Source organism: Yonghaparkia sp. Root332, from assembly GCF_001425665.1.
Lineage (GTDB): Bacteria > Actinomycetota > Actinomycetes > Actinomycetales > Microbacteriaceae > Microcella.
In genome coordinates, this window is record NZ_LMCX01000001.1 from 1,201,555 (window position 1) to 1,226,717 (window position 25,163).

Below are 25,163 nucleotides of genomic sequence, written 5' to 3' on the forward strand. Positions count from 1 at the left end.
GGCGATGTTCCGACGCCTGCGCACGCCCGTCGAGTCCACGACGCTCCGCCCGGACGACGTGCCCCGCGGCATGCGCATCGCCGGCGCCTACTCGTGGCGGCTCCTCGCGGTCGCGGGAGTCGTGGCCGTGGTCATCTTCCTCGTCATGCAGCTGCGACTGCTCGTCATCCCGGTCTTCGTCGGCGTGCTCCTCGCGGCCCTGCTCGGCCCGTTCGTCGGCTGGCTCCGACGCCGGCGCGTGCCGAACGGGCTCGCGGCGACCATCGGCCTGCTCACCCTGCTCGGCGTGATCACCGGTCTGATCTGGCTCGTCGTGAGCCAGGTCCGGTCGGGGATGGCCGACCTGCAGGAGCGCTCTGCCGAGCGCTTCGACGAGCTGCTCTCCTTCGTCGCCACGACCTTCGGTCTGTCGCAGACCGAGATCCAGGCCTCCATCGACGAGTTCTTCGGTCAGTTCGAGCTCACGGACGACTGGTTCGTCGACGGCGCGCTCTCGATCGGGGCGACCACCGCCGACATCCTCACGGGGGCGGTGCTCGCGCTCTTCGCCCTCCTGTTCTTCCTCCTCGACGGCCGCCGCATCTGGCTCTTCGTCGTCGGGCTCTTCCCGCGCAGCGCGCGCGAGGCCGTCGACGGCGCCGCGAGCGCCGGATGGCGCACCGTCACCGAGTTCGCCAAGGTCCAGATCTTCGTCGCTTTCGTCGACGCGCTCGGCATCGGGCTCGTCGCTCTCGCCCTGCAGCTGCCGCTCGTGCTGCCCATCGCGGTCGCCGTCTTCCTCGGCAGCTTCGTGCCGATCGTCGGCGCCGTCGTGACGGGCAGCCTCGCGGTCGTGGTCGCGCTGGTCTACGCCGGGCCCGTGCCGGCGCTCATCATGCTCGCCGGCGTCCTGCTCGTGCAGCAGATCGAGGGCAATGTTCTGCAGCCGCTCGTCATGGGCTCGGCGATCAAGGTCCACCCGCTCGCGGTCGTGCTGGCCGTCGCGGCGGGCGGCTTCCTCGCGGGCATCCCGGGCACGCTCTTCGCGGTGCCCATCGTGGCGTTCCTCAACGTGTTCGTCCGGTACATTGCGACGGGGGCGTGGCGTGCCGACCCGGCCGCGCTCGCACCCGGCCCGCTCACCCCGGGGGCCTCGCCACCACCTCTCGCAGACAAGAGACCCCGATGACCGACATCGCCGCCGCCGCGCCCGCGGCCGGTGCTGCGCCTGCCGCTGACGCTGCGCCTGCGGCCGGCGCGCTTCCGCGGTACCCCGGCCCGTCGCTCGCCGAGGTCGAGGAGGCTCGGCGCGTCGTGAGCGCGGTCGCCGAGGTCACCCCGATGGAGACCTCGCGGTACCTCAGCGAGATCCTCGGCGCCCCCGTCCTGCTCAAGGCCGAGAACCTCCAGCGCACCGGCTCGTACAAGATCCGCGGCGCCTACTACCGGATGTCGCGGCTCACCGCCGACGAGAGGTCCCACGGCGTGGTCGCCGCGAGCGCCGGCAACCACGCGCAGGGCGTCGCGTTCGCCGCCCGTGAGCTGGGCATCCGCGCCACGATCTTCATGCCCGTCGGTGTCGCCCTGCCCAAGCTGCAGGCGACCCGCCACTACGGCGCCGACGTCGTGCTGCGCGGCCACACCTTTGACGAGTCGCGGCGCGCCGCGCAGGAGCACGCCACCGCGACGGGAGCCGTGTTCATCCCGCCCTTCGACCACCCCGACGTCATCGCGGGGCAGGGGGCGCTGGCCCTGGACATCCTCGACCAGGTGCCGGACATGGAGACCATCGTCGTGCCCATCGGCGGGGGCGGGCTCATCGCCGGCGTCGCGACCGTGCTCAAGCAGCGGGCGTCGGCCGAGGGGCGGAGCATCCGCGTCATCGGCGTGCAGGCCGCGAACGCCGCCGCCTACCCCGCGAGCCTCGCGGCGGGAGAGCCGACCGCCATCACCATGACACCGACCATCGCCGACGGCATCGCGGTCGCCAAGCCGGGGAAGCTCAACTTCGCGATCGTCCGCGAGACCGTCGATGAGGTCGTCACGGTCGACGACGACGACATCGCCCGCGCGATGCTCGTGCTGCTCGAGCGGGCCAAGCTCGTCGTCGAGCCCGCCGGAGCCGTCGGCGTGGCCGCCGTGATCACCGGTCGCCTGCGCGCGACGGGGAAGACGGTCGTCGTGCTGTCGGGCGGCAACATCGACCCGCTCATCATGGAGCGCGTCATCAGCCACGGCCTCGCCGCGAGCGAGCGCTACCTGAAGCTGCGCATCCCGCTGCCCGATCGCCCGGGTCAGCTCGCGCGCACGAGCGAGATCGTCGCCTCGCAGAACGCCAACGTCGTCGAGGTGCTGCACACCCGGCACGGCTCGGGCCTGCAGATCAGCCAGGTCGAGCTCGAGCTGCACATCGAGACCCGCGGCCCCGAGCACGCCGAGCAGGTGCTCGCCGCGCTGCGTGACGCCGGGTACGAACCGCGCCGCACGCTCTGAGGCGTCGCGGCCCCGCAGACGCCGACGGCGCCCGCCCCGAGGGAGCGAGCGCCGGCGACTCGTGATCAGGGGCGGTAGGTCTGCACGTCGAGGATCTCGACGTCGATCTCCTTGCCGCTGGGTGCGGTGTAGGTCGTGAACTCGCCGATCGTGAGCCCGAGGATCGCCGCGCCGAGGGGGCTCTGCTCGCTGTAGACGTCGAGTTCGCTGCCGTCGGCGAGGATCTCGCGGCTGCCGAGGAGGAACTTCTCCTCGTCGCCCATCACCTTCGCGGTCACGACGGTGCCGGGCTCGACGACGTCGGTCGCCTCGGGCACCTCGCCGACCGTCGCGGTGCGCAGCAGCTCGGTGAGCTGGCGGATGCGCGCCTCGATCTTCCCCTGCTCGTCTTTCGCGGCGTGGTAGCCGCCGTTCTCCTTCAGGTCACCCTCGTCGCGCGCGGCCTCGATGCGCTTGGCGATGTCGGAGCGCCCCGTCGTCGACAGGTACTCGAGCTCGGAGCTGAGACGGTCGTGGGCCTCCTGCGTGAGCCACTTGGTGGAGCTGCCGGTGTCGCTCATGGGAGTGCCCTTCGGTCGGTCGTTCGTGTCAACGCACGAGAACCGGCCACATGGGCCGGTTCCGCGGATCGATTCCGTGGATTCTACGGAAGCCAGCAGCGATACGGCAAACCCGTCACCGCGGGCTCCGCGGTCCGCAGAGACTCCTCGAAGACGCGCGTGCGCCGCTCCGACGCCCCGAGGTCGATGACCCGCCAGCCCACGATGCCGAAGCTGCCGTTGAGGGCCTGGATCGCGCACGACACCTCCGTGCCTGGCTCGGTCGTCACCTCCCAGCGGACGGAGATCGACGTGTCGGTCGCGTCGCTGTAGCCGAGCTCGCGCACCTCCAGGGTCGCGTTCGTGCCCGAGAGGCCGCCCCACACGACCCACGCGGCGAAGACCACGACGAACGCCGCGGCGGTCGCGATGACGATGGTCCGCGTTCGGCGGCGCTCGCCGGGCGTGCGGCCGTACCGGGCATCGAGCCGCGCCTGCGCCGTCATCGGCCGGCCGTGTGCGGCCGCGGCGGAACCGGCGCTCGTGCCACCGGTGCTCCTGCGGTCGGAGGTCGCGTCGTCGGGCATCGCGCGGAGGGCATCCTGTCTGCTCACGGAATCGGACGGATAGTCTGGAGCAACGCTACTGCGCGGCGCTGAGCGCCGACCGCACCGGGCCCCCCGCGCGGTCCACCCTTCTCGAGGAGCTCGTCGTGAACTGGCTGTCGTCTCTCGCCCCCCTCACCGTGGGCCCCGGCCCTGTCGACGACCCGGGCGACCCGTTGATCCCGCCCATCGAGGTCGACCCGAACTCGGTCACCCCCGGCGTCGTCGGCTTCCTGGCGATCGCGCTCGTGACGATCGCCGCGATCCTGCTGATCATCGATATGGCGCGCCGGGTCCGGCGCGTGCGCTACCGCGGCGAGGTGCGCGAGCAGCTGGAGGCGGAGCGCGCCGAGGCGGCGCTGCGGGCCGCGAACCCCGGCGCGTCAGCCGCCGAAGGGCGGGTCGAGGGCGACGAGCAGGATCCCCGTCCAGTGGCATAGGAACGCTACGACGGTGAGCGTGTGGAAGATCTCGTGGAAGCCGAAGACGCCGGGGACGGGGTTGGGGCGCTTCATCCCGTAGATCACCGCGCCGGCCGTGTAGGCGAGGCCGCCGACGATCACGAGCACCATCATCGCCCGGTTCGCCGCGTAGAGGTCTGCCATGTACAGCACGGCGGCCCAGCCGAGCACGACGTAGAGCGGCACGTAGGCCCAGCGCGGAGCGTGGATCCAGAACACGCGGAACCCGATGCCGATCGCGGCGCCGGCCCATACGAGCGCGAGCAGCAGCAGGCCCTTCTCGGGCGGGAGCGCGAGCACGGCGAGCGGCGTGTAGGTGCCCGCGATGAGCAGGAAGATGTTCGCGTGGTCGAGGCGCTTGAGCAGGATGCGCGTCCGCTCGCTCCACGTGAACCGGTGGTAGGTGGCCGAGATGCCGAAGAGCAGCAGCGACGTCGTCATGAACACCGCGCTCGACCACGTCGCGCTCGCGCCGTCGGCGAGCACGAGCAGCACGACGCCGAGCACGATCGCGAGGGGGAAGGTGCCGGCGTGGATCCAGCCTCGCCAGAGCGGCTTGCCCTCGACCGGCGGGTGCTCGAGCTCGTCCTCCAGGAGCGGGATGTTCGGGATGTCCGCGCCCGCCTCGCGGTCGACGGCCGCCTCGTCCGCCGACTCGTCGTGCGATCGCGGCGAACCGGGGGCGGGGGTCGAGGTCATGCGCCCACGCTACGCGGCCCGGGGTGCCCCGCCCAATCCCTTGACGCTCGGGCACAAGCCCTCGGCAGTGGACTACCGTAAGCCTGTGCGTTCGAGGAGAATCCCCGGCGGGAGCGGGCTGCTCTACGAGCTCTACATGCGTCGGCTGCGCCGCCAGCTGGCGGAGACCGTGCACCCCCGCCACGTGGCGATGATCATCGACGGCAACCGGCGGTGGGCCCGGCAGTTCGGCGGAACGACCGAGCACGGCCACCGCGCCGGCGCCGAGAAGATGCGCGAGTTCCTGTCGTGGTGCGACGAGGCCGGCATCGGCGTCGTGACGCTCTACCTGCTGTCGACCGACAACCTCACCGGGCGCGACGAGGCCGAGCTGGCCTCCCTCACGGGCATCATCGCCGAGCTCGCCGACGAGCTCTCGCGCGTCCCGCAGTGGAGGGTGCAGCACGTGGGCAGCCGCGAGGGGCTGCCGGAGCCGCTGCTCGCCGCCCTCGACGCCGCCGAGGCGCGCACCGCCGACGACCGCGGCCTGCACATCAACCTCGCCGTCGGCTACGGCGGTCGCCGCGAGATCGCCGACGCCGTGCGCTCGATCGTGCACCATCACGCCGAGCGCGGCGGCACCCTCGACGAGCTCGCCGAGCAGGTCACGCCCGAGAAGATCGCCGAGCACCTGTACACGGGGGGCCAGCCCGACCCGGACCTCGTGATCCGCACCTCGGGCGAGCAGCGCCTGAGCGACTTCATGCTGTGGCAGAGCGCGCACAGCGAGTTCTACTTCGTCGAGGCCCTCGGCCCCGACCTCCGCGAGGTCGACTTCCTGCGCGCCCTCCGCGACTTCGCCCGCCGCCAGCGACGCTTCGGCGCCTGAGAGGAGCAGACGGATGCCCGCCATCGACGACTACGCCGCCCGCTTCTCCGAAGAACCGGGCTACCTGAACTTCCCCTCCTTCGGCCCTCCCGGCGAGGCCGCGCTCGCCGAGCAGCGCGCCCAGTCGGAGCTCATGGCCCGCGCGCGGTTCGGCTCCGTCCCCTCCATGGACGCAGAGGAGGAGCGAGCGGATGCGGCGGTCGCCTCGCTCATCGGCTTCCGCCCTGATCAGGTCGTCTTCCAGCCCTCGACGAGCCAGGCGCTCATGCACACGATGTTCGGCGTGACCGGCGGCGTCGCGGCGAGCCAGGGCGAGTTCCCCTCCATCGGGTACGGCGTCGCTCGCGCGGCCGAGGCGCTCGGCGTGCTCGTGCCGCACACCATCACGCCCGACCACGATCGGGTGACGCCGGCCGTCGTCCGCGACCAGATGGCGAGCTCGGTGGTCGCGGTCGCGGTGAGCCTCGTCGACTACCGCACGGGGCACCTCATCGACCTCGAAGGCATCCGACAGGTGATCGGTGACCGGCTGCTCATCGTCGACGCCATCCAGGGGCTCGGCGTCGTCGAGGCGCCGTGGGAGCTGTGCGACGTCATCGTGGCGGGCGGCCAGAAATGGCTGCGCGCCGGGTACGGCACGGGCTTGCTCGCGCTCAGCGACCGCGCGCGCGAGCAGCTCACGCCCGTGTGGTCGGGCTGGAACGCGATCGATCACCCCCTCGACGACGGGCCCGTCCACGAGATCGTCGCGCCCCACCCGACGGCCCGCGCGTTCCGCGTCGGCTTCGCCGATCCGGTCGCGCAGGCGCGTCTCGCCGGTGCCGTCGAGGAGGTCGTCGCCGTGGGCGTCGCGGCCATCCGCGAGCGGGTGCTCGAGCGCGCCTCGGCCATCATCGCCGCAGCGGACGAGGTCGGGCTGCCCGTGAGCTCGCCGCGGGACGACGCCGAGCGGGCGGGGATCGTCGTGATCGATCCGCCCGCGGAGGAGCTGAGCATCCTCACCGCCGCACTGCACAACCACGGGGTGTCGACGACCGTCCGCGGGGGCCGGGTGCGCCTGGGCCCGCACGCGTCGACGACCGACGAGACCATCGAGCTGCTGCGCGCCGCGCTCGGCGAGTACCAGGCCGGCACGCGCGTCTGAGTCGGCACGGTCGGCACGGATGACCATTGCATGTCGCGCGCGTGTCGGTCCCGCGGGTCCGTTCCGGCGGGTCTAGCGTCAGCCGCATCGGGCACCTCGCCCGGTCGGGACGGCCTCGAATCGTCTCGCGAGCCCCTGGCCGTCTCGTCGCGACAATGGTCCGGGGATGCCCGCGCTCCCCGGGGATGGAGCACCGGTGGCCTCTTCCCGCACTACTCGCCAGGCAGCAACCAGCAGCGCGACGTCGGGGGAGGTGAGCCAGCGCACCTACGTGCTCGACACGTCGGTCCTGCTGAGCGATCCCACGGCGCTCTTCCGCTTCGCGGAGCACGCCGTCGTCATCCCCGTCGTCGTCATCGGCGAGCTCGAGGCCAAGAGGAACGACCCCGAGATCGGCTACTTCGCGCGGCAGGCGCTGCGCAATCTGGATGATCTGCGCGTGCAGCACGAGCGCCTCGACTTCCCCATCGCCGTCGGCGACGGGGGTTCGCTGCGCGTCGAGCTCAACCACTCCAACCAGTCGGTGCTGCCCTCGGGGCTCCAGCTCGGCGACAACGACTCGCGCATCCTCGCCGTGGCGATGAACCTCGCGAGCGAGGGCCTCGACGTCGTCGTCGTGTCGAAGGACCTGCCGATGCGCGTGAAGGCCTCCTCGATCGGCCTCGCCGCCCAGGAGTACCGCGCCGAACTCGCCGTCGACTCCGGGTGGACGGGGCAGGCCGACGTCACGCTCTCGAGCGACGAGATGGCCAGGCTCTACGACCGCGAGACGATCGAGACGTCGGCCGTCGCCGACGTGCCGATCAACACCGGGCTCGTCATCCACTCCGACCGCGGCTCGGCGCTCGGGCGCGTCATCGAGAAGGGCCGCATCGGGCTCGTGCGCGGCGACCGCGACGTCTTCGGCTTGCACGGGCGCTCGGCCGAGCAGAGGCTCGCGATCGACCTGCTCATGGATCCGCAGATCGGCATCGTCTCCCTGGGCGGTCGTGCCGGCACCGGCAAGTCGGCCCTCGCCCTCTGCGCGGGGCTCGAGGCCGTGCTCGAGCGGCAGCAGCAGCGCAAGATCATGGTCTTCCGCCCGCTGTACGCGGTCGGCGGGCAGGAGCTCGGCTACCTGCCGGGCGATGCGAGCGAGAAGATGAACCCCTGGGCGCAGGCGACGTTCGACACGCTCTCGAGCGTCGTGTCGCAGAACGTGCTCGACGAGGTCATCGACCGCGGGTTGCTGGAGGTTCTGCCGCTCACGCACATCCGCGGTCGGTCGCTGCACGACGCCTTCGTGATCGTCGACGAGGCGCAGTCGCTCGAGCGGAACGTTCTGCTGACGGTGCTGAGCCGCATCGGCCAGAACTCGAAGGTCGTCCTCACGCACGACGTCGCCCAGCGCGACAACCTCCGCGTCGGTCGTCACGACGGCGTCGCGAGCGTCATCGAGACGCTCAAGGGCCACGGGCTGTTCGGGCACATCACGCTGACGCGCAGCGAGCGCAGCGCCATCGCCGCCCTCGTGACCGACCTGCTGGAGGGCAACGAGCTGGCCTGAGCCGGGCATCCGCGATCGGACGGCGCTCGCCCCGCGGGGCGGGCGCCGTCCGTCGTCAGTCGGTCGACCGGGCGCGGCGCGACTGCGCGACCGCGGCGAGCAGCTCGCCGAGGGTGTGGTCGCCCTCGACGCGGTGGCGGAGGCTCGCGCTGCCGACCACCGAGTAGCGGTTGCGGCGGCCGTCGCGCTCCTTGAGCAGGTAGCCGCCCTCGACGAGCTCGGCGATGATGCGCTGGGTGGCGCGCTCGGTGATCCCCACGAGCTCGGCGATCTCGCGGATGCGCAGCTCGGGGTCGGCGGCGAGGCACACGAGCACGTGCGAGTGATTGGTCAGGAACGTCCACTCGGCCACCCGCCCACTGTAGAGCGAGAATCCTCCGATCGGCCGGATGAGCGCCAACACACGACGCCGATCGCGCGAACGACAAAACGCGATACGAATTGCGTGTATTGTGTGTCGCGTAAGGAGGTTCGCCCATGCCATCCGCCCCTCTCCTCAGCCTCGAGCCGCTCTCGGTGCTCCTGCTCGTGCTCGTCGGCGGCATCGCGCTCGCCGTGCTGCCGTACGCCCACCGCTCGCTGCGCGGCGATCGCCACGGGGTCGCCGTGACCGTCGCCCTCGCAGGGATGCTCTCGGCGACCGCGCTGCTCGCCGTCGCCGCCCGGCCCTGGCTCGTCGCCCTCGCGTGGAGCGCGGCGACCCTCGCGACGCTCACGGCGCTCCGACTCGGCGGCGGCCCCTCCGCCGTGCGGCGCGCGCTGCCGTGGCTCCTCGTCGGCGACCTCGCGCTCTGGGGCGCCGTCGCCGCGATCGCGGCGGGAGGGCGCGCCGATCTGGCGGCCGTCCTGCTCGTCGTGGCGGCGGGCATCCGCTGCGCCGCACCGCCCGCGCACGGCTGGCTCGTCGACTCGCTGCACGCCCCGACGCCGGTGAGCGCCGCCCTGCACGGCGGCATCGTCAACGGCGGCGGAATCCTGCTCCTCAGCCAGCTGCCGGTTCTGCAGCGGAGCCCCCTCGCGCTCGCGCTGCTCGCCGCCCTCGCCGCCGTCGCCGTGGTCGCCGGAACGATCGGCGCTCTCGTGCGCACCGATGTGAAGGGCCGCCTGGTGCTGTCGACCGTCGCGCAGATGGGCTTCATGCTGCTGTGCATCGCGCTCGGCCTGCACGCCGCCGCAGCGCTCCACCTCGTCGCGCACGGCTTCTACAAGAGCGCCCTCTTCCTCGGCTCCAGCGACGGCATCGACCGCCGCGCCGCCGACCGTCGCGCCCCGGCACCGATCCGCCTGTCGACGGCCGGGCGGCGAGGGCGGATGCTCGTGGGCGCGCTGCCCGCCGTGCTCGCCCTCGTCGTCACCGCGCTCGCCCTCTACCCGGGCGGCCGCGGCCTGCCCGAGGCGCTCCTGCTGCTCGTCGCGGCCACGGCCATCGCCACCGCCGGCTCCCGCGCCGCCCTCGCCGTGCGCAGTCTCCCGCACGCGCTCGGCGTCGGAGCCCTCGCCGCGCTCGCCGCCGCCGCGTTCGCCGCGCTGACCTCCGCGCTCTCCGGAGCGCTCGCGCTTCCCTCCGGTGACGCGGCGATCGGCGGGAGCACCGTGCCGCTCGTGCTCGCCGCGCTCGCGCTGTCGGCGCTCGCCGCGATCGCCGCCGTGCGCGGCACGGCGCCCACCGGGCGGCTCGCGCTGCGCATCCTCGCCTTCGGGCACCGCCTCGGCGGCCCCCGGACCCGCCGCCCGCACCGCCCCGGTGCCGCGCGCCCGGCTCGCACCGCCCGCGCGCTCGACCCGATCGGAGCCTCCGCATGACGACACTCCTGCCCACGACCGCGCGCATCCTCCGCGCCCGAGCCGACGCCGAGGTCGCCGCGAGCGTCATCGCCCCCTTCTACGGGCTCGACGCCGCGATCGCCGTCAACCCCGTCCTGCCCGCGCTGCGTCAGGGGATGCCCGCGGCACTCCGCGACGCCGCTCCCGCCCTCGGGGCGCGCGGCTCCGTCTCGGAGGCCTACGGGCGCGCCTGCGTCGAGTCGGGGCGCATCGCGCGCGCCGAGCTCGCCGCGGCGCTGCGCGAGCGGCTCGGCTCCGAGCACCCTGCGGCGGCGGAGCCCGACGCGACTCTCGTGGCGCGGTTCCTGGCCGGAGGCGAGTCGATGGAGAAGCACGCCCCCGCGACGGGCGGCGCGGAGCCCGACGGATCCGAGCGCATCGACGAGCTGCTCACCGCCTGGTGCCGCGCCGCGCTCGCGCCCGAGGCGGCCGCCTGGCCCGTCCCGGTCGCCGAGCTCGGCTTCTACGGCGCCTGGCGCGCGCTCGCGGCCGTCGACCCGACCCTCCCGCGCGAGGCCCGCCGTCTCATCGAGGAGGCGCCGGCCACGGCGGAGGCCGCGCTCGCCGCAGCCCTCGAGGCCAGCGGGATCCCGCAGGCCGAGCGCGCCGAGGCTCTGCGCCGGGAGCTCGCCCGCACGCCCGGCTTCACCGCGCACGTGCGGTGGCGGGCCGAGACGCGGGGCGACGTCGAGGTCGTCGACCTGCTCGCCGTCCGGCTCACGCTGCGCGCGGCCCTCGGCCTGCCGCTCCCCGCCGACGGGTCCGCCGCGACGACCCGCCCGCGACGGGACCCGCTCGGGCTCGACGACGTCGAACGGGCCCTCGTCTGGCAGGTCGCCCTCGAGGCCCGGGTGCACGGGCGTCTGCTGTCGCGCGTGCATACGGCGGCGACCGCGGCCGCCGCCGCGCCGCCGCGCGCCCACCTCGTGTTCTGCATCGACGTCCGCAGCGAAGGGATCCGCCGCCACCTCGAGGCGCAGGGTCCGTACGCGACCTCCGGGTTCGCGGGATTCTTCGGCATCGCGGCCGAGATCGAGCCGCTCGCCGCCTCCGGCGTCTCCGCAGCCTGCCCCGTGCTCCTCGCGCCGCGCTACCGCGTGAGCGAGCGGCCGGCACCGGGGGAGTGGCGCGGCGCGCGGACGCTCGTCGACCGGCTCGCCGGAGGCCGGGCGTGGCGCTCGGCGCTGAAGGCGCCCGACTCCGTGGCCGGTGCGCCGCTCGGGTGGGCCGAGATGACCGGCTGGCTGTGGGGTCCGGTCGCGGCGACCCGCAGCATCCTCGCCGGTGCCGCTGGACGCGGCCGCCGACCGGACGAGCCCGCGAGCGCGCCGTCGACGCTCTTCGACGTCGACTCGGCGATGACGGTCGAGGACCAGCTGGACGCGGCGGAGGTGATCCTGCGCACGATGGGCATGACCGCGCCGGATGCCCCGCTCGTCGTGCTCGTCGGCCACGGCTCCACGACCACCAACAATGCCTACCGGACGGCTCTCGACTGCGGCGCGTGCGGCGGCCATCGCGGAGCCCCCAACGCCCGCATCGCCGCCGCGATCCTCAACGCCGTCGCCGTGCGCGTCGGGCTCGCGGCCCGCGGCATCGAGATTCCCGCCGAGACCGTGTTCGTCGCCGCCGAGCACGACACCGTGAGCGACGCGATCCGCATCGTCGACGCCTCCGCGCTCCCGGCCGAGCGGCGAGGCGAGCTCGACGCGCTGCGGGCCGACGCGGCACGGGCGGCCGTCGCCCTCCAGCGCGAGCGCGCCGCCGAGCTCCCCGGCGCCCGCGCGCGCCGCCGCACCCGGCTCGAGCGCCGCGGCCGCGACTGGGCGCAGGTCTACCCCGAGTGGGGTCTCGCCGGCAACGCCGCGATCATCATCGCTCCGCGCTCGCGCACCGCCGGGGCCGACCTCGAGCGCCGGGCCTTCCTGCACTCCTACGACCCGGTGGCGGATGCCGATGGCTCCGCTCTCGAGACGATCCTCACGGCGCCGCTCGTGGTCGCGCACTGGATCAACGCCCAGTACTACTTCTCGGCCGTCGACCCCGACGTGCTCGGCGCCGGATCGAAGACCGTGCACAACCTCGTCGGCGGCGCGGGCGTGCTCACGGGCCCCGGCGGCGACCTCCGCATCGGACTGCCCTGGCAGTCGATCGGCACGCGCGCGGGGCTCCACCACGAGCCGCTGCGGCTGCTCGCCGTCGTCGACGCCCCCCTCGAGCGCATCGACGGCATCATCGCGCGCGCCGACGTGGTCGCCGACCTCGTCTTCGGTGCCTGGGTCGTGCTCGTGGCACCCGGCGCCGAGCCCGGAACGTGGGCGCGCCGCACGCGCGATGGCTGGGCGCCGTATCCACTGACCCCCCTCACCGCAGCGGCCGAGCCGGCCGTGAGCCCCGACCGGAAGGAGGCGGCATGAGCCGCGACTCGCTCACCAGGATGACCAAGATCGAGGTCGTCGCCCGCACCGCCGACTCCGACGCCGTGCGTCGGCAGATCGTCGCGTCGGGCGCGACCGGCTACACGAGCCTCCCGGCCGTGACCGGGCTCGGCCACCACGGCGCGCACGAGGGCCGGGCGCTGTTCAACGACCGCGATGCGCTCACGCTGACCATCACGGTCGTGCCCGACGACCGCGCCGACGACCTCATCGAGGGCCTGCGCTCGCTCCTCGAGCGCTCGACGGGCGTCATGTTCGTGAGCGACACCTACGTCAGCCGGCCGCACTACTTCAGCTGACGCGGGGCGCGAGCCGGGCATCCGCTCATGAGGACGGCGCCCGCCCCGGGAGGGGGCGGGCGCCGTTCCGCGACGAGAACCGGGCCTACAGGCCGGGCGAGGTCATCGAGAGCACGTCGAGGAGCTCGTCGAGCTGCTGCTCCGTGACCTCGCCGCGCTCGACGAAGCCGAGGTCGACGACGGCCTCGCGCACCGTGAGGCCCTTCGCTACCGAGTGCTTGGCGACCTTCGCCGCGGCCTCGTAGCCGATGACGCGGTTGAGGGGCGTGACGATCGAGGGCGAGGACTCGGCGAGCGCGCGGGCGCGCTCGACGTTCGCCTCGAGCCCGACGACGGTCTTGTCGGCGAGCACGCGCGTCGAGTTCGCGAGCAGGCGGATCGACTCCAGCAGCGAGGTGCCCATGACGGGGATGGCGACGTTGAGCTCGAACGAGCCGGAGGCGCCCGCCCACGCGACCGTCGCGTCGTTGCCGATGACGCGCGCGCACACCATGAGCACGGCCTCGGGCACGACGGGGTTCACCTTGCCGGGCATGATCGAGGAGCCGGGCTGCAGGTCGGGGATACTCAGCTCGGCGAGGCCCGTGTTGGGGCCCGAGCCCATCCAGCGGATGTCGTTGCAGATCTTCGTGAGAGACACCGCGATGACGCGCAGCGCACCGCTCGCCTCGACGAGGCCGTCGCGCGCGCCCTGCGCCTCGAAGTGGTCGAGCGCCTCGGTGATGGGAAGGCCGGTCGAGGAGGCGAGCTCGGCGATGACCTTCTGCGAGAAGCCGAGCGGGGTGTTGATGCCCGTGCCGGTCGCCGTGCCGCCGAGCGGCACCTCGGCGACGCGCTCGATCGTCGCCTGCACGCGGGCGATGCCGAGGCGGATCTGGCGGGCGTAGCCGGCGAACTCCTGGCCGAGCGTGACGGGCGTCGCGTCCATGAGGTGCGTGCGACCCGCCTTGACGACCGTCCTCCAGAGCTCGGCCTTCCGCTCCAGGGCCCCGGCGAGGTGGTCGAGCGCGGGGATGAGGTCGGCGAGCAGCGCGCTCGTGACCGCGAGGTGCACGGAGGTCGGGAAGACGTCGTTCGACGACTGCGAGGCGTTCACATGGTCGTTGGGGTGCACGGCGAGGGCCTCGGTCGACGCGAGCGTCGCGAGCACCTCGTTCATGTTCATGTTCGAGCTCGTGCCCGAGCCCGTCTGGTAGGTGTCGACGGGGAAGTGCTCGTGGTGGCGGCCGGCGATGATCTGGTCGGCCGCGGCGACGATCGCGCTCGAGCGATCGGCGTCGAGGATCCCGAGCTCGGCATTGACGATCGCGGCGGCGCGCTTGATCTGCGCGAGCGCGACGATCTGGCCGGGCTCGAGGCCCGAGCCCGAGATCGGGAAGTTCTCGACGGCGCGCTGCGTCTGCGCGCGGTAGAGGGCGCTGCGCGGGACGCGCACCTCGCCCATCGTGTCGTGCTCGATCCGGTACTCCGGCTCAGTGGTCTCGCTCACGGCGATCTCGTCCTTCTCGTAGAGGCGTGCGGGGGTCGGTGCGCCGGTCAGATCTGGCCGACGACGATGTCGGGCACTGCTCGACCCTCGAGCAGGCGGTAGTTGGCGCCGACGATAGCCAGGGTACCGGCGGCGACGGCGTCGCTGATGAGCTCCGAGGCCGCGAGCAGCTCGCCGACCGTGTCGCGCAGGTGCTCGCGCCCGACGTCCTGCGCGTCGAGCTCGTGGATGTCCGTGGTGCCCGTCGCGAGCAGGCACCGGTCGACCGCGGGCTGGATGCGCTCGACGAGCCCGTGGATGTGCGGGGGCAGCGGAGGAGCATCGGGGCCTCGCGAGTCGATGGCGGCCCGCACCGCACCGCACTCGTCATGGCCGAGGACGAGGATGAGCGGCACGCCCAGCACCCCGACCGCGTACTCGAGCGAGCCGACGACGCTGCTCGAGATCACCTGCCCGGCGTTGCGCACGACGAACAGGTCGCCGAGGCCCTTGTCGAAGATGATCTCGGCCGCGAGCCGCGAGTCGCTGCAGCCGAACAGCGCCGCGTGCGGCGCCTGCGCGAGGGCGACCTCGGTGCGGCGGTCGACGTCCTGCCGCGGGTGCGCCGGCTCCCCGGCGACGAAGCGGGCGTTCCCGCGCTCCATCTCGCGCCAGACGTCGGCGGGGGTGCGCGTGGGTGTCGTCATGGTCGTCCTCCGCGTGCGTCGTTCGGCTCGGGCGGTCGAGATCGGCGGTCAGCCGTCGGTGCCGTCGAGCTCGGCCGCGACCGCGGTGGCGAGCTGGGCGAACTCCGACTCCGACGCCGTGCCGTACAGCACGAGGGTGCTGCCGGTCGTCTCGGTCACGAGGGCGTAGCCGCGATTGCCGGCGCCCTCCACCTCTCGTCGATCGTAGAGCGTCCACTCGACGCCGCCGATCTCGACGCTCTCGCCCTGGCCGCTCGGCTGCCGCAGCGCCTCGTCGAGCCAGGTCGGGTTCGCGTCGAAGCCCTGCAGGACTCCGATGAAGCGGTCCTCGCCCGTGATGAGGCCCACGTACCACTCCTGCACCGAGCCGTCGCTGCCGAGATCGGCGCGGTTGGCGTACCAGCCCTCCGGCAGCTCGGGGGCGACCACGGGCATCCCCAGCCCCGCCTCGGCCTGCTGGGCCGTCGCTCGGTAGTCGACGCTCTCGGGGGTCGGGTCCTCCCGCACCGTGACGACGACGAGGAACAGCACGATGAGCAGCGACGCGGCGATCGACAGCAGGAGGTTCGTGGACGACTGATTCGCGCGCCGCTTGCGGCGATTCTCGGCGACGCGGGCCGCGCGCTCGTCGTCGGTCTCGGGGCGGCCGAGCTCGGCGACGATGGGGCGGCCGGTGACGGGGTCGGTCATGCGCGGATGCTCAGCCCTGGCCTGCGGCGGACCGCGCGGCATCGAGGCGCTCCTTCGCGCCGATCAGCCACTCCTCGCAGCGGCGCGCGAGCGCCTCGCCCCGCTCCCAGAGCGCGATGGACTGCTCGAGCGTCGCGCCGCCCTGCTCGAGCTCGGTGACCACGCGCACGAGCTCGTCGCGCGCCTGCTCGTACGACAGCGCGTCGACGCCATCGGCCGCGGCCGCGGCGGGGGCGCCGGCGGGAGCGGGAGCGGCGGGAGGGGTCACATCAGCCATGGTAGGAGCGTCTCTCTGTCTACAGGGTGGGCGTCTGCGGCTCGGGGGCTGGCGGGGTGGGCGTCCGCGTGCCGGACGCCGGGTTCGCGCTCGCCGACGGGTGCGCCTCGCCGGCGGTCGCCGCGATGCGGCCGCGCGCGAGCGTCAGCACGAGGGCGTCGCCGGGCGCGGTCTCGGCCGCGTCGCGCACGACGCCGCCCGCGCCGGTCTGCACGATCGCGTACCCGCGGTCGAGCGTGTGCTGGGGCGAGAGGGCGCGGAGCTGGCCGCGGCGCTCGGTGAGGTCGAGGTGCGCGCGCTCGAGGCGGCGCGCGGTGAGCTCGACGCCGCGCGCGACGAAGCGCGTGAGCTCCTCCGCCCGCTGGTCGATGATCCAGGTCGCGCTCGCGAGCGCGGGCCGCGAGCGGATCTGCGCGAGCCGGTCGATCTCGGTGCCGATGAGCCCCGTGACGCGCGTCAGCAGGCGCGAGCGCACCTGCTGCACCTTCGCGAGCTCGTCGCTCACGTCGGGCACGACGCGCTTCGCGGCGTCGGTCGGCGTCGAGGCGCGCAGATCGGCGACCTCGTCGAGCAGGGGCCGGTCGTTCTCGTGCCCGATCGCGCTCACGAGCGGCGTCTCGCACGCGGCTGCCGCCCGCACGACGGCCTCGTCGCTGAACGGCAGGAGGTTCTGGAAGTCGCCGCCGCCGCGCGCGACGATGATGACGTCGACCTCGGGGTCGGCGTCGAGCGCGCGGATGCCCGCGATGATCTCGCCCACCGCGCGCTCGCCCTGGACGGCGGAGTGGTGGACGCGGAAGCGGACCGACGGCCACCGCAGCTGGGCGTTGCGGAGGACATCCTTCTCGGCGTCGCTGTCGGCACCGGTCACGAGGCCGATGCAGTGCGGCAGGAAGGGGAGCGGCTTCTTGCGCGAGGGGTCGAAGAGCCCCTCGGCGCGGAGCTGCTGCTTGAGCCGCTCGAGCCGTTCGAGGAGGTCGCCGAGCCCGACGCGGCGCATCTCGAAGACCTGCATCGTGAGCGAGCCGCCCTTGACCCACCAGTTGGCCTTGACGAGCGCGACGACGCGGTCGCCCTGCCCGAGACCCTGCGGGAGCTTCGCCTTGACCGACGACCACACGGTGAACGAGACGGTCGCATCGACCGCGAGGTCCTTGAGCTTGCCGTAGACGTTGCCGCCCGAGACGCCCCACTGGGTGATCTCGCCCTCGACCCAGACGCTGCCGAGGCGGTCGATGTAGCCCTTGATCTTCTGCGACAGCTCGCCCACGGGCCAGGGCGCGTCGGCGGTGGACGGTGCCTCGCTCATGACCCTCCCTTGCCTCGATCGGCGGCCTCCGCCAGGGTAGTGGACGCCCCCGACGCCGACGCGGGCCCGCCGCCGACCGGAGGACACCATGCCGTTGCCCACACCCCTCGCGGTCGAGCGGCTCTCGAAGGTCTACGGCGAGGTGACCGCGCTCAGCGACGTGTCGTTCACGGCGCGGCCGGGTCGCGTCACGGGCTTCCTCGGTCCGAACGGCGCCGGCAAGACCTCGACGCTGCGCATCCTGCTCGGGCTCAACGCCCCGACCGCGGGTACGGCGACGATCGCAGGGCTGCCGTACCGCGCGCTCGACCGGCCGCTCGCGCGCGTCGGCGGGTCGCTCTCGGCCGACGTCTTCCACCCCGGCCGCAGCGCCCGCGACCACCTGCGCGCGCTCGCGCTCGCGGCGGGCATCCCGACCTCCCGCGCCGACGCCGTCCTTCAGCAGGTGGGGCTCGCGCACGCGGCGCGCCGCGCGGTCGGCGGCTACTCCCTCGGGATGCGCCAGCGACTCGGCCTCGCGAGCGCGCTCCTCGGCGACCCCGACGCGCTCGTCCTCGACGAGCCGATCAACGGGCTCGACCCCGACGGTATCCGCTGGATGCGCGGCCTGCTGCGCGCTCTCGCCGACGAGGGCCGCACCGTGCTGCTCTCGTCGCACGTGCTGAGCGAGGTGCAGCAGACGGTGGATGACGCGGTCGTCATCCGCCGCGGACGCATCGTCTTCGACGGCCCGCTCTCCGATCTCGAGGCGGGCACCGCGCAGGTGCGCGTGGACGCGCTCGACCGCCCCGCGCTCGCGGCGGCGCTCGCCGCGGCCGGGGCCCGCGTCGAGCCGGCCGAGCAGCCCGGCCACGGCCTCGTCGTCGCCGGGCTCGACGCCGCGCGCACGGGCGAGGTCGCGCGCGACGCGGGGATCGCCCTCACGCACCTGAGCGACGAGGGCGACGGCCTCGAGTCGGTCTTCCTCGCGCTCACCGCCGATGCGGAGGGAAGCGCGTGACCGCGCTCGCGACCGCCCTCGCCCGCCAGACGGCCTCCGAGTTCTCGAAGGTTCTCTCGCTGCGCGCGTGGTGGCTCCTCGGACTCGTGCTCCTGGTCTACGTGGGCGTGACGGCAGGCGGCCTCGCCTTCTTCCTGAGCGACGTGGGCGCCCGGTTCGGGGGAGCCGGCGCGCCCGCTCTCGACCCCGTCGTCTCCGCGAATCTCGTCTACAGCAGCGTCACGGCGGTCGGGCTGGTGATCCCGCTGCTGTTCGGCGCGCTCCTGGCGACGACCGAGCACCGCCACCGAACGCTCACCCCGACCGTGCTGGCCCAGCCCCGCCGCGGCGTCGTCCTCGCGGCGAAGGCGGTCGTCGCTCTCGTCGTCGGCGCCCTCTACGGCGCGATCGGCCTCGTCGGCTCGGTCGGCGTCGGCGCGCCCGTGCTCGAGGCGCTCGGCGAGAGCGCGGCGCTCGACGAGCCCGAGGTCATCGGTCTGCTCCTGCGCACGCTGGTCGCCACGGCGCTGTGGTCGCTCCTGGGGCTCGGCCTCGGCGCGCTGCTGACGAGCCAGATCGCGGCGATCGTCATCGTGCTCGCGTTCACGCAGTTCGTCGAGCCGATCCTGCGGATCCTCGCCGGCGTCTGGGAGACCACGGCCGCGATCGGGCGCTTCCTGCCCGGGGCGGCGACCGACGCGCTCGTCGGCGCGGGCATCCTCAGCTCGCTCGGGTCGATCGATCCGACCGTTCCGCAGGCGGCGACGGATGCCCTGCTCTGGTGGCAGGGGGGCCTCGTTCTCGCGGCCCTCGCCGCGGTGCTGCTCGTCGTCGCCGCCCTCACGACGCTGCGGCGCGACGTCGAGTAGCGCGAGCGAGCCCGACCCCGGCCGCGCACGGCGGTCCCCCACGCGAGCCCTCGTAGACTGGCGACCGTGAGCACGATCACGAACGGCGCCCTCGGCGTCACCCTGACCACGCCCGTCGTCCCCGAGCGGCGCGAGCGCCTGCGCGCGACCGACGTCGCCGCGCCCCGCCGCATCCTGCTCGCCGCGCCGCGCGGCTACTGCGCGGGAGTCGATCGTGCCGTCATCGCGGTCGAGAAGGCGCTCGAGCAGTACGGCTCGCCCGTGTACGTGCGCAAGCAGATCGTGCACAACGTGCACGTCGTGAGCGAGCTCGAGCAGGCCGGTGCGATCTTCGTCGACGAGGTCGAGGAGGTTCCGGAGGGCTCGCACATCGTGTTCTCGGCCCACGGCGTGAGCCCGGCCGTCGTGCAGGGCGCGGCCGACCGCAACCTCGCCGCGATCGACGCGACGTGCCCGCTCGTGACGAAGGTGCATCGCGAGGCCGTGCGCTTCGCCAAGCAGGACTACCGCATCCTCCTCATCGGTCACGCCGGCCACGAGGAGGTCGAGGGCACGATGGGGCACGCCCCCGAGCGCACGATCCTGATCGGCACGCCGGAGGAGGCCGACACGGTCGAGGTCCCCGCCTCCGACGCGCTCATCTGGCTGTCGCAGACGACGCTGAGCGTGGACGAGACGATGGAGACCGTGCGCCGGCTGCGCGCCCGCTTCCCCCACCTGCAGGACCCCCCGAGCGACGACATCTGCTACGCCACGCAGAACCGCCAGGTCGCGATCAAGAAGGTGGCACCGGATGCCGACCTCGTGATCGTCGTCGGTTCGGCCAACAGCTCCAACAGCGTGCGGCTCGTCGAGGTCGCGCTCGAGTACGGCGCGAAGGCCGCGTACCGGGTCGACTACGCGAGCGAGATCAAGCAGGAGTGGCTCGAGGGCGTCGCCACGGTCGGCGTCACGAGCGGCGCGAGCGTGCCCGAGGTGCTCGTCGAGCAGGTGCTCGCCGACCTCGCCGACGCCGGATTCGCCGACGTGGAGGTCGTGAAGACGGCGGAGGAGGACCTCATGTTCTCGCTGCCGAAGGAGCTCCGCACGACCGCGAGCGGAGAGCAGGACGCCCGCGCTCTCGGCGGCCGCACCCGCGCGTAGCCCCCGCTCGGCGCTCGCGCGCCCGGTAGTCTGCGAGCAGCGCGCCGCGCGGCGCGCACCGGGAGGGCCCATGGCATCCATCGCGCTGCCCCGCGACGTCGCCTCGGGCATCATCGTGCGCGGCTTCGCGACCGCGCAGCGCGCCATGGTGGTCGTGGGCGCGGCGCTCACGGCGGTGGCCAGCACGGTCGCGGTGCTCGCGCGCGGCGGCGAGCCGCTCGCGCTCGTCCCCGTCCTCGCCGCGCTCGCCGTGATGGGCGTCCTCGCCCTGCGGCTCCTGCTCCGCCCGACCGCCGCTCGTGCGACCGTCTTCCTCGCCGTGGGCGCGGTGGCCTCCGTCGTCTACACGGTCGCGCTCCTGACCGCGGATGCCCGGCTCGACGAGCCCGGCCCGTCTCTCGTGAACCGCGCCGCGGCCGGGCTCGTCCTCGTCGGGGCCCTGCGCGGCAGCGCCCGCAGCGGCGTGCTGTGGACGGCGGCGGGCCTCGTGCTCGCCGAGCTCTCGCTCGTCGTGGGCTTCGCGCTCGCCGGGCGGCCGCCGGAGACGGGGGTGGCGCCGCTGCTCGGCGCGATCATCGTCCTCCTCGCCTACGGCGCCCTCGTTCTCAGCCATGCGCGCGCGCGCCGCCGTGTGCCCGACCTCGATCGTCTGCAGCGCGAGCTCGAGCTCGGCGATCGGGAGCGCGAGCTCGAGCGCCGCGCCGCTCGAGTCGCCCACGACACCGTGCTCGCCGACCTTGCGATCATCGCCGCGCGCCCGGGGCCGCTCGACCCGGGTGCGCGCGCCCGCCTCGAGCGCGACCTCGCGCTCGCGCTCGCGGGGACGGTCGCGCTCGACACCGCGGAGCCGTCGGAGCCTCGGCGCTCGCCGATCGCGGACGACCTCCTCGAACTCGTCCGCGAGTACCAGTGGAGCGGTGTCACCGTGGACGTCTCGGGCTGCGACGACCTCGTGGTCGCGGTCGACGAGCCCGTCCGCGCGGCCGTGCTGGGCGCCGCGCGCGCCGCACTCGACAACGTGGTCCGTCATGCCGCGACCGACCGGGCCGAGCTCGTCGTGGGGGAGCGGCACGGGACGCTCTCGGTGCTCATCGTCGACGACGGGGTCGGGTTCTCCTCGACCTCCGTCGACGCCGATCGCCTGGGCGTGCGCTCCTCGATCGACGCGCGCGTGCGCGAGGTGGGCGGCTCGGCGCGCGTGTGGTCGGGCGAGGAGGGCACCACGGTCATGCTCTCGGTCCCGATCGGCGGAGACGGGACGCCGTCGTGATCGGCCGGGCCGCCGCGCGGCGCAGGGCGGCCGACCGCTCGCGCTCGCCCTGGAGCGCGGACCCGCTGAGCTGGCTCGCGATCGACCTGCTGGCGCTCGGCTGCGCCGCGTACGCGGCCGTGCGCTCTCTCGTGATGCTCCTGCTGATGGACCCGGACGACTCGCGCCCCCTCCTTCAGGTGGCCGCCGCGGTCCTCCCCATCGTCGCCTTCCTGCTCGTGCACGTCACGACCCGCCCCCATCGAGGACCTCTGCGGGAGCCCGTCGCCTGGGCCGCCATCGCCATCGTGATCGGTGCCCTCGCCCTCTCGGCGTACGGCTACGCCGGCTCGCCGTTCCCCGCCGACATGTGGTCGGCTCCCGCGAGCGTCGCGCTCATGCTCGTCGCGCTCACCCCGTTCTCGACCGGCCTGCAGCTCGCGCGCTACGGCGCCGTCTCCTTCGCCGTGACGGCGTTCGCCACCCTCGCGCTCGAGGCGGAGGCCTCTCTCGGCTGGCCGGTGCTCGTGACGGTCTACCTCGTGGAGCTGCAGATCGTTCTCGCGGCGGTCGGCTGCATCGTGTTCGTGGCCGTCGTCACGCGCCTGTTCGAGACCTGGAACGAGAGGCCGCTGGGGAACGACGGCGACACGATCGACGCGATCGACCCGGTCGGCGCGGTCGGCGCCATGGACGGTGCCGATGGGGCACGCGTGCCGGCGGCATCCGATCCTGGCGCGGCTCTCGCGAGACGCGTCGACGGCCAGATGTCCGCCCGCCTCGCCGTCCCCCTGCGCTTCGTGCGGGAGATCCTCGATCGCGGTGCGGTGACCCCGGAGGACCGCGAGCGGGCGCGCGCGCTCGCGGCGGCGCTGCGGGCCGAGCTCATCGCCGAGGCGGAGGACACCTGGCTCGCGCGCCTCGTGCGCGGCAGGCCGATCGAGGTCGACGACGTCGACCGCCTGGCCGAGCGGTTGAGCCTCCCGCAGCGCACGGCGCTCCGCGCGATGCTGGATGCCCTGCTCGCTCAGCCCGATTCGGGCTTCGTCGCGGGGCAGGTCGAGCTGAAGGCGGCCGATCGCGGAACGGTGGCGGTCGCGCTGCGGATCCTCAGCACGCTGCCGGAGGGGCGACGCGTGACGTTCCTCGCGCCGTACTACGTGACCCTGCAGGCGACGGTCGACGACATCCGCTGGCGCAACGGCACGACCCTCGTCGTCGACTTCGAGGTGCCGCTGAACGACCTCGCGCCGCGGGCGGTCGTGCAGCACTCGCCCGCCCCGGCGCCCGCCCGCCCGCGCGCGATGTGACTCGCTACTTCCCCGAGTGACCGGCCGAGCCGAGCTGGCGCGTCGCGTCGACGACGCGCTCGGCCATCGCCTTCTCCGCGATCTTGCCCCAGGCGCGGGGGTCGTAGATCTTCTTGTTGCCCACCTCGCCGTCGACCTTGAGGAAGCCGTCGTAGTTCTTCAGCACCGTGTCCGCGATCGAGCGGCTGAAGGCGTACTGCGTGTCGGTGTCGATGTTCATCTTGATGACGCCGTTGCGCACCGCCTCGGCGATCTCGGCGTCGGTCGAGCCCGAGCCGCCGTGGAAGACGAGGTCGAGGGGCAGGGCATCCGTGCCGTACTTCTGAGCGATGCCGGCCTGGATCTCGGCGAGCAGCTCCGGGCGGAGCTTCACGTTGCCCGGCTTGTACACGCCGTGCACGTTGCCGAAGGTGAGCGCGGCCATGTAGCGGCCGTTCTCGCCGAGGCCGAGGGCCTCGACGGCCTGGGTGACGTCGCCGAGCGTCGTGTAGAGGGCCTCGTTCGAACCCTCGTGCTGGACGCCGTCCTCCTCGCCTCCGACGACGCCGATCTCGACCTCGAGGATGGCGTTGATGCTCTTCATGCGGGGCAGGAGCTCGCGGGCGATCTCGATGTTCTCCTGCAGCGGCACGGCCGAGCCGTCCCACATGTGCGACTGGAAGATCGGGTTGCGGCCCGCCCTGACCTCGGCCTCGCTCGCCTCGATGAGCGGCATGACGAAGCCGTCGAGCGCGTCCTTCGGGCAGTGGTCGGTGTGGAGGGCCACGGTGATGGGGTAGTTCTTGGCGACCTCGGTCGCGAAGGCGGCGAAGGCGAGGGCGCCGGAGGCGCGGGCCTTGACGCTCTGGCCGGCGAAGTAGTCGGCACCGCCCGTGGTCACCTGGAGGATGCCGTCGGAGCCCGCCTCGGTGAGGCCCTGCAGCACGGCGTTGATCGTCTGCGACGACGACACGTTGATCGCGGGGTACGCGAACCCGCCCTTCTTGGCCTTGTCGAGCATCTCGGCGTACTGCTCGGGGGTGGCGATGGGCATGGGACTCCTTCGACGGCGGTGTGGTGGATTTCGTGCGTCAGTCTAGCGACGGGGCCCGCAGCCGTCAGCGGCCCCGCGGTAGGGTTGGCGCAGCGCTGTGCTACCACCCGGCGCGTCCTTCACTCAGCTCGCCACGACTCGAGAGGACGCCACTCATGGTGACCACGCAGACCGGATCCCTCTACCTCCAGCCCGACCGCAACCTCGCCATGGAGCTGGTCCGGGCGACCGAGGCGGCGGCCATCCGCGCCACCCCCTTCATCGGCAAGGGCGACAAGAACGCGGCCGACGGGGCGGCGGTGGATGCGATGCGCAAGTTCCTGGGGACGGTCAACTTCGCCGGCGTCGTCGTCATCGGAGAGGGCGAGAAGGACAAGGCGCCGATGCTGTACAACGGCGAGGAGGTCGGCAACGGCCAGGGGCCCGCGTGCGACATCGCCGTCGACCCGATCGACGGCACCTCGCTCACGGCCGCGGGCCGCTCGCACGCCATCTCGATGCTCGCGGTCGCCGACCGCGGCTCGATGCTCGACGCCTCGAGCGTGTTCTACATGGACAAGATCGTCACGGGCAACGAGGGCATCGGGGTCGTCGACATCCGCCAGTCGGTCGGCGAGAACATCCGCGCCCTCGCCAAGGCCAAGGGCAAGCCGGTGGAGGAGATGCGCATCGCCGTCCTCGACCGTCCCCGCCACGAGCAGCTGATCGAGGAGATCCGCAGCGCCGGCGCCGGCACCCGCATCATCCTCGACGGCGACGTCGCCGCGGGCATCAACGCCGCCCGTCACGACTCGCGCATCGACATGGCCATCGGCACCGGTGGGAGCCCCGAGGGCGTCGCCACGGCGTGCGCGATCCGCGCGCTCGGCGGCTTCATCCAGGGTCGGCTCGCGCCCGGCTCGCAGGAGGAGATCGACAAGGGCCTCGCCGCGGGCCTGAAGTTCGACCACGTCTACGAGGCCAACGAGCTCGTGCGCAGCGACAACACCTTCTTCGTCGCGACGGGCGTGACCGACGGCGAGCTCGTGCGCGGCGTGCGCCGGCAGGGCGACATCATCACGACCGAGTCGATCGTGCTGCGCTCGCGCTCGGGCACCGTCCGCCGCGTCGTGGCCGACCACCTCGCGTCGAAGTGGCTCGACTTCTGAGCCTCCTCGGGCGGAGCTGACCGCTTCCCGCGAGAGCGGTGACGCTCACGGCGAACGCGGGCGCTCGCCGGGCATCCGCGGGTGAA

25 protein-coding genes are annotated in these 25,163 nt (G+C 73.4%); 15 read left to right on the top strand and 10 right to left on the bottom strand.

The window, feature by feature from the left end; all coding sequences use genetic code 11:
* Positions 1–4 precede the first annotated feature (4 nt).
* Together ASC54_RS05775 and ilvA are read left to right on the top strand one after the other, a co-directional pair.
* On the top strand, positions 5–1,168 hold the full coding sequence (locus tag ASC54_RS05775) for an AI-2E family transporter (protein ID WP_235451390.1): 1,164 nt from the start codon (positions 5–7) through the stop codon (positions 1,166–1,168).
* Positions 1,165–2,472, top strand: a complete 1,308-nt coding sequence (gene ilvA / locus ASC54_RS05780) for a threonine ammonia-lyase (RefSeq protein WP_055856503.1) — start codon at positions 1,165–1,167, stop codon at positions 2,470–2,472. Before ASC54_RS05775 ends, ilvA begins: the two co-directional genes overlap by 4 nt.
* A 65-nt stretch (positions 2,473–2,537) precedes the next feature.
* On the opposite strand, the gene greA is transcribed toward ilvA, so the two are convergent.
* The gene (greA, locus tag ASC54_RS05785; RefSeq protein ID WP_055897272.1) at positions 2,538–3,032 is read right to left on the bottom strand and encodes a transcription elongation factor GreA; all 495 of its coding nucleotides are present in this window, start codon (positions 3,030–3,032) and stop codon (positions 2,538–2,540) included.
* Between the two features lie 83 nt (positions 3,033–3,115).
* Positions 3,116–3,625, bottom strand: a complete 510-nt coding sequence (locus ASC54_RS05790; RefSeq protein ID WP_156376737.1) for a DUF4307 domain-containing protein — start codon at positions 3,623–3,625, stop codon at positions 3,116–3,118.
* A 98-nt stretch (positions 3,626–3,723) separates the two neighbouring features.
* On the opposite strand from ASC54_RS05790, the gene ASC54_RS05795 reads away from it, so the two are divergent.
* Complete coding sequence (locus ASC54_RS05795) at positions 3,724–4,056, top strand: hypothetical protein (protein ID WP_235451391.1); 333 nt, start codon at positions 3,724–3,726, stop codon at positions 4,054–4,056.
* On the opposite strand, the gene ASC54_RS05800 is transcribed toward ASC54_RS05795, so the two are convergent.
* The gene (locus ASC54_RS05800) at positions 4,000–4,776 is read right to left on the bottom strand and encodes a hemolysin III family protein (RefSeq protein ID WP_082514879.1); all 777 of its coding nucleotides are present in this window, start codon (positions 4,774–4,776) and stop codon (positions 4,000–4,002) included. The two genes, ASC54_RS05795 and ASC54_RS05800, sit on opposite strands and share 57 nt — an antisense overlap.
* An 85-nt stretch (positions 4,777–4,861) precedes the next feature.
* Between ASC54_RS05800 and ASC54_RS05805 the strand changes: the two genes are divergently transcribed.
* The 3 genes from ASC54_RS05805 (at position 4,862) to ASC54_RS05815 (ending at position 8,334) form a co-directional block, all read left to right on the top strand.
* Positions 4,862–5,644: an isoprenyl transferase gene (locus ASC54_RS05805; protein ID WP_255357365.1), complete on the top strand. Its 783-nt coding sequence runs from the start codon at positions 4,862–4,864 to the stop codon at positions 5,642–5,644.
* 13 nt (positions 5,645–5,657) lie between these two features.
* The gene (locus tag ASC54_RS05810; RefSeq protein WP_055897275.1) at positions 5,658–6,788 is read left to right on the top strand and encodes an aminotransferase class V-fold PLP-dependent enzyme; all 1,131 of its coding nucleotides are present in this window, start codon (positions 5,658–5,660) and stop codon (positions 6,786–6,788) included.
* 253 nt (positions 6,789–7,041) lie between these two features.
* Positions 7,042–8,334, top strand: a complete 1,293-nt coding sequence (locus ASC54_RS05815) for a PhoH family protein (protein WP_235451392.1) — start codon at positions 7,042–7,044, stop codon at positions 8,332–8,334.
* Between the two features lie 55 nt (positions 8,335–8,389).
* Here ASC54_RS05815 and ASC54_RS05820 read toward each other — a convergent pair whose 3' ends face one another.
* The gene (locus tag ASC54_RS05820; RefSeq protein ID WP_055856490.1) at positions 8,390–8,686 is read right to left on the bottom strand and encodes a winged helix-turn-helix domain-containing protein; all 297 of its coding nucleotides are present in this window, start codon (positions 8,684–8,686) and stop codon (positions 8,390–8,392) included.
* Positions 8,687–8,811: 125 nt separating this feature from the next.
* Here ASC54_RS05820 and ASC54_RS05825 point away from each other — a divergent pair, with 125 nt between their 5' ends.
* From ASC54_RS05825 to ASC54_RS05835, 3 genes are read left to right on the top strand one after another with little or no spacing between them, the layout of a single operon-like run.
* Positions 8,812–10,137, top strand: coding sequence for a proton-conducting transporter membrane subunit (locus tag ASC54_RS05825; RefSeq protein ID WP_055897277.1), 1,326 nt, complete (start codon positions 8,812–8,814; stop codon positions 10,135–10,137).
* A complete protein-coding gene (locus ASC54_RS05830; RefSeq protein ID WP_055897280.1) occupies positions 10,134–12,575 on the top strand; it encodes a putative inorganic carbon transporter subunit DabA in 2,442 nt (813 codons plus the stop codon). The genes ASC54_RS05825 and ASC54_RS05830 overlap by 4 nt, the downstream gene beginning before the upstream one ends.
* Positions 12,572–12,895, top strand: a complete 324-nt coding sequence (locus tag ASC54_RS05835; protein WP_055856483.1) for a hypothetical protein — start codon at positions 12,572–12,574, stop codon at positions 12,893–12,895. The genes ASC54_RS05830 and ASC54_RS05835 overlap by 4 nt, the downstream gene beginning before the upstream one ends.
* An 85-nt stretch (positions 12,896–12,980) precedes the next feature.
* Here the strand turns inward: ASC54_RS05835 and ASC54_RS05840 are convergent, their stop codons facing one another.
* The 5 genes from ASC54_RS05840 to xseA are packed head-to-tail and all read right to left on the bottom strand — an operon-like array spanning position 12,981 to position 17,346.
* A complete protein-coding gene (locus ASC54_RS05840; RefSeq protein WP_082514883.1) occupies positions 12,981–14,384 on the bottom strand; it encodes an aspartate ammonia-lyase in 1,404 nt (467 codons plus the stop codon).
* Positions 14,385–14,431: 47 nt separating this feature from the next.
* Positions 14,432–15,070 carry a carbonic anhydrase gene (locus ASC54_RS05845; protein ID WP_055856481.1) on the bottom strand — a complete coding sequence of 213 codons (639 nt, stop codon included), beginning with the start codon at positions 15,068–15,070 and terminating at the stop codon, positions 14,432–14,434.
* 48 nt (positions 15,071–15,118) lie between these two features.
* Complete coding sequence (locus ASC54_RS05850) at positions 15,119–15,760, bottom strand: DUF4245 domain-containing protein (RefSeq protein ID WP_055856479.1); 642 nt, start codon at positions 15,758–15,760, stop codon at positions 15,119–15,121.
* Between the two features lie 10 nt (positions 15,761–15,770).
* Positions 15,771–16,037, bottom strand: coding sequence for an exodeoxyribonuclease VII small subunit (locus ASC54_RS05855; RefSeq protein WP_082514884.1), 267 nt, complete (start codon positions 16,035–16,037; stop codon positions 15,771–15,773).
* A 19-nt stretch (positions 16,038–16,056) separates the two neighbouring features.
* Positions 16,057–17,346 carry an exodeoxyribonuclease VII large subunit gene (xseA, locus tag ASC54_RS05860; protein WP_055897283.1) on the bottom strand — a complete coding sequence of 430 codons (1,290 nt, stop codon included), beginning with the start codon at positions 17,344–17,346 and terminating at the stop codon, positions 16,057–16,059.
* Between the two features lie 88 nt (positions 17,347–17,434).
* Here xseA and ASC54_RS05865 point away from each other — a divergent pair, with 88 nt between their 5' ends.
* The 5 genes from ASC54_RS05865 (at position 17,435) to ASC54_RS05885 (ending at position 22,896) form a co-directional block, all read left to right on the top strand.
* Positions 17,435–18,346 (top strand): ATP-binding cassette domain-containing protein, encoded by a 912-nt coding sequence (locus tag ASC54_RS05865; RefSeq protein WP_055897285.1) that lies wholly within the window; start codon positions 17,435–17,437, stop codon positions 18,344–18,346.
* Complete coding sequence (locus ASC54_RS05870) at positions 18,343–19,194, top strand: hypothetical protein (protein ID WP_055856469.1); 852 nt, start codon at positions 18,343–18,345, stop codon at positions 19,192–19,194. The genes ASC54_RS05865 and ASC54_RS05870 overlap by 4 nt, the downstream gene beginning before the upstream one ends.
* Positions 19,195–19,332: 138 nt before the next feature.
* Positions 19,333–20,337 carry a 4-hydroxy-3-methylbut-2-enyl diphosphate reductase gene (locus ASC54_RS05875; RefSeq protein WP_055859030.1) on the top strand — a complete coding sequence of 335 codons (1,005 nt, stop codon included), beginning with the start codon at positions 19,333–19,335 and terminating at the stop codon, positions 20,335–20,337.
* Between the two features lie 70 nt (positions 20,338–20,407).
* Positions 20,408–21,607: an ATP-binding protein gene (locus ASC54_RS05880; protein WP_055897289.1), complete on the top strand. Its 1,200-nt coding sequence runs from the start codon at positions 20,408–20,410 to the stop codon at positions 21,605–21,607.
* Positions 21,604–22,896 carry a hypothetical protein gene (locus ASC54_RS05885; RefSeq protein ID WP_055856463.1) on the top strand — a complete coding sequence of 431 codons (1,293 nt, stop codon included), beginning with the start codon at positions 21,604–21,606 and terminating at the stop codon, positions 22,894–22,896. Before ASC54_RS05880 ends, ASC54_RS05885 begins: the two co-directional genes overlap by 4 nt.
* Before the next feature lie 4 nt (positions 22,897–22,900).
* Here ASC54_RS05885 and fbaA read toward each other — a convergent pair whose 3' ends face one another.
* On the bottom strand, positions 22,901–23,929 hold the full coding sequence (gene fbaA / locus ASC54_RS05890) for a class II fructose-bisphosphate aldolase (RefSeq protein ID WP_055856460.1): 1,029 nt from the start codon (positions 23,927–23,929) through the stop codon (positions 22,901–22,903).
* 155 nt (positions 23,930–24,084) lie between these two features.
* On the opposite strand from fbaA, the gene glpX reads away from it, so the two are divergent.
* Positions 24,085–25,077 carry a class II fructose-bisphosphatase gene (glpX, locus tag ASC54_RS05895; RefSeq protein WP_055856457.1) on the top strand — a complete coding sequence of 331 codons (993 nt, stop codon included), beginning with the start codon at positions 24,085–24,087 and terminating at the stop codon, positions 25,075–25,077.
* Positions 25,078–25,163: the final 86 nt, after the last annotated feature.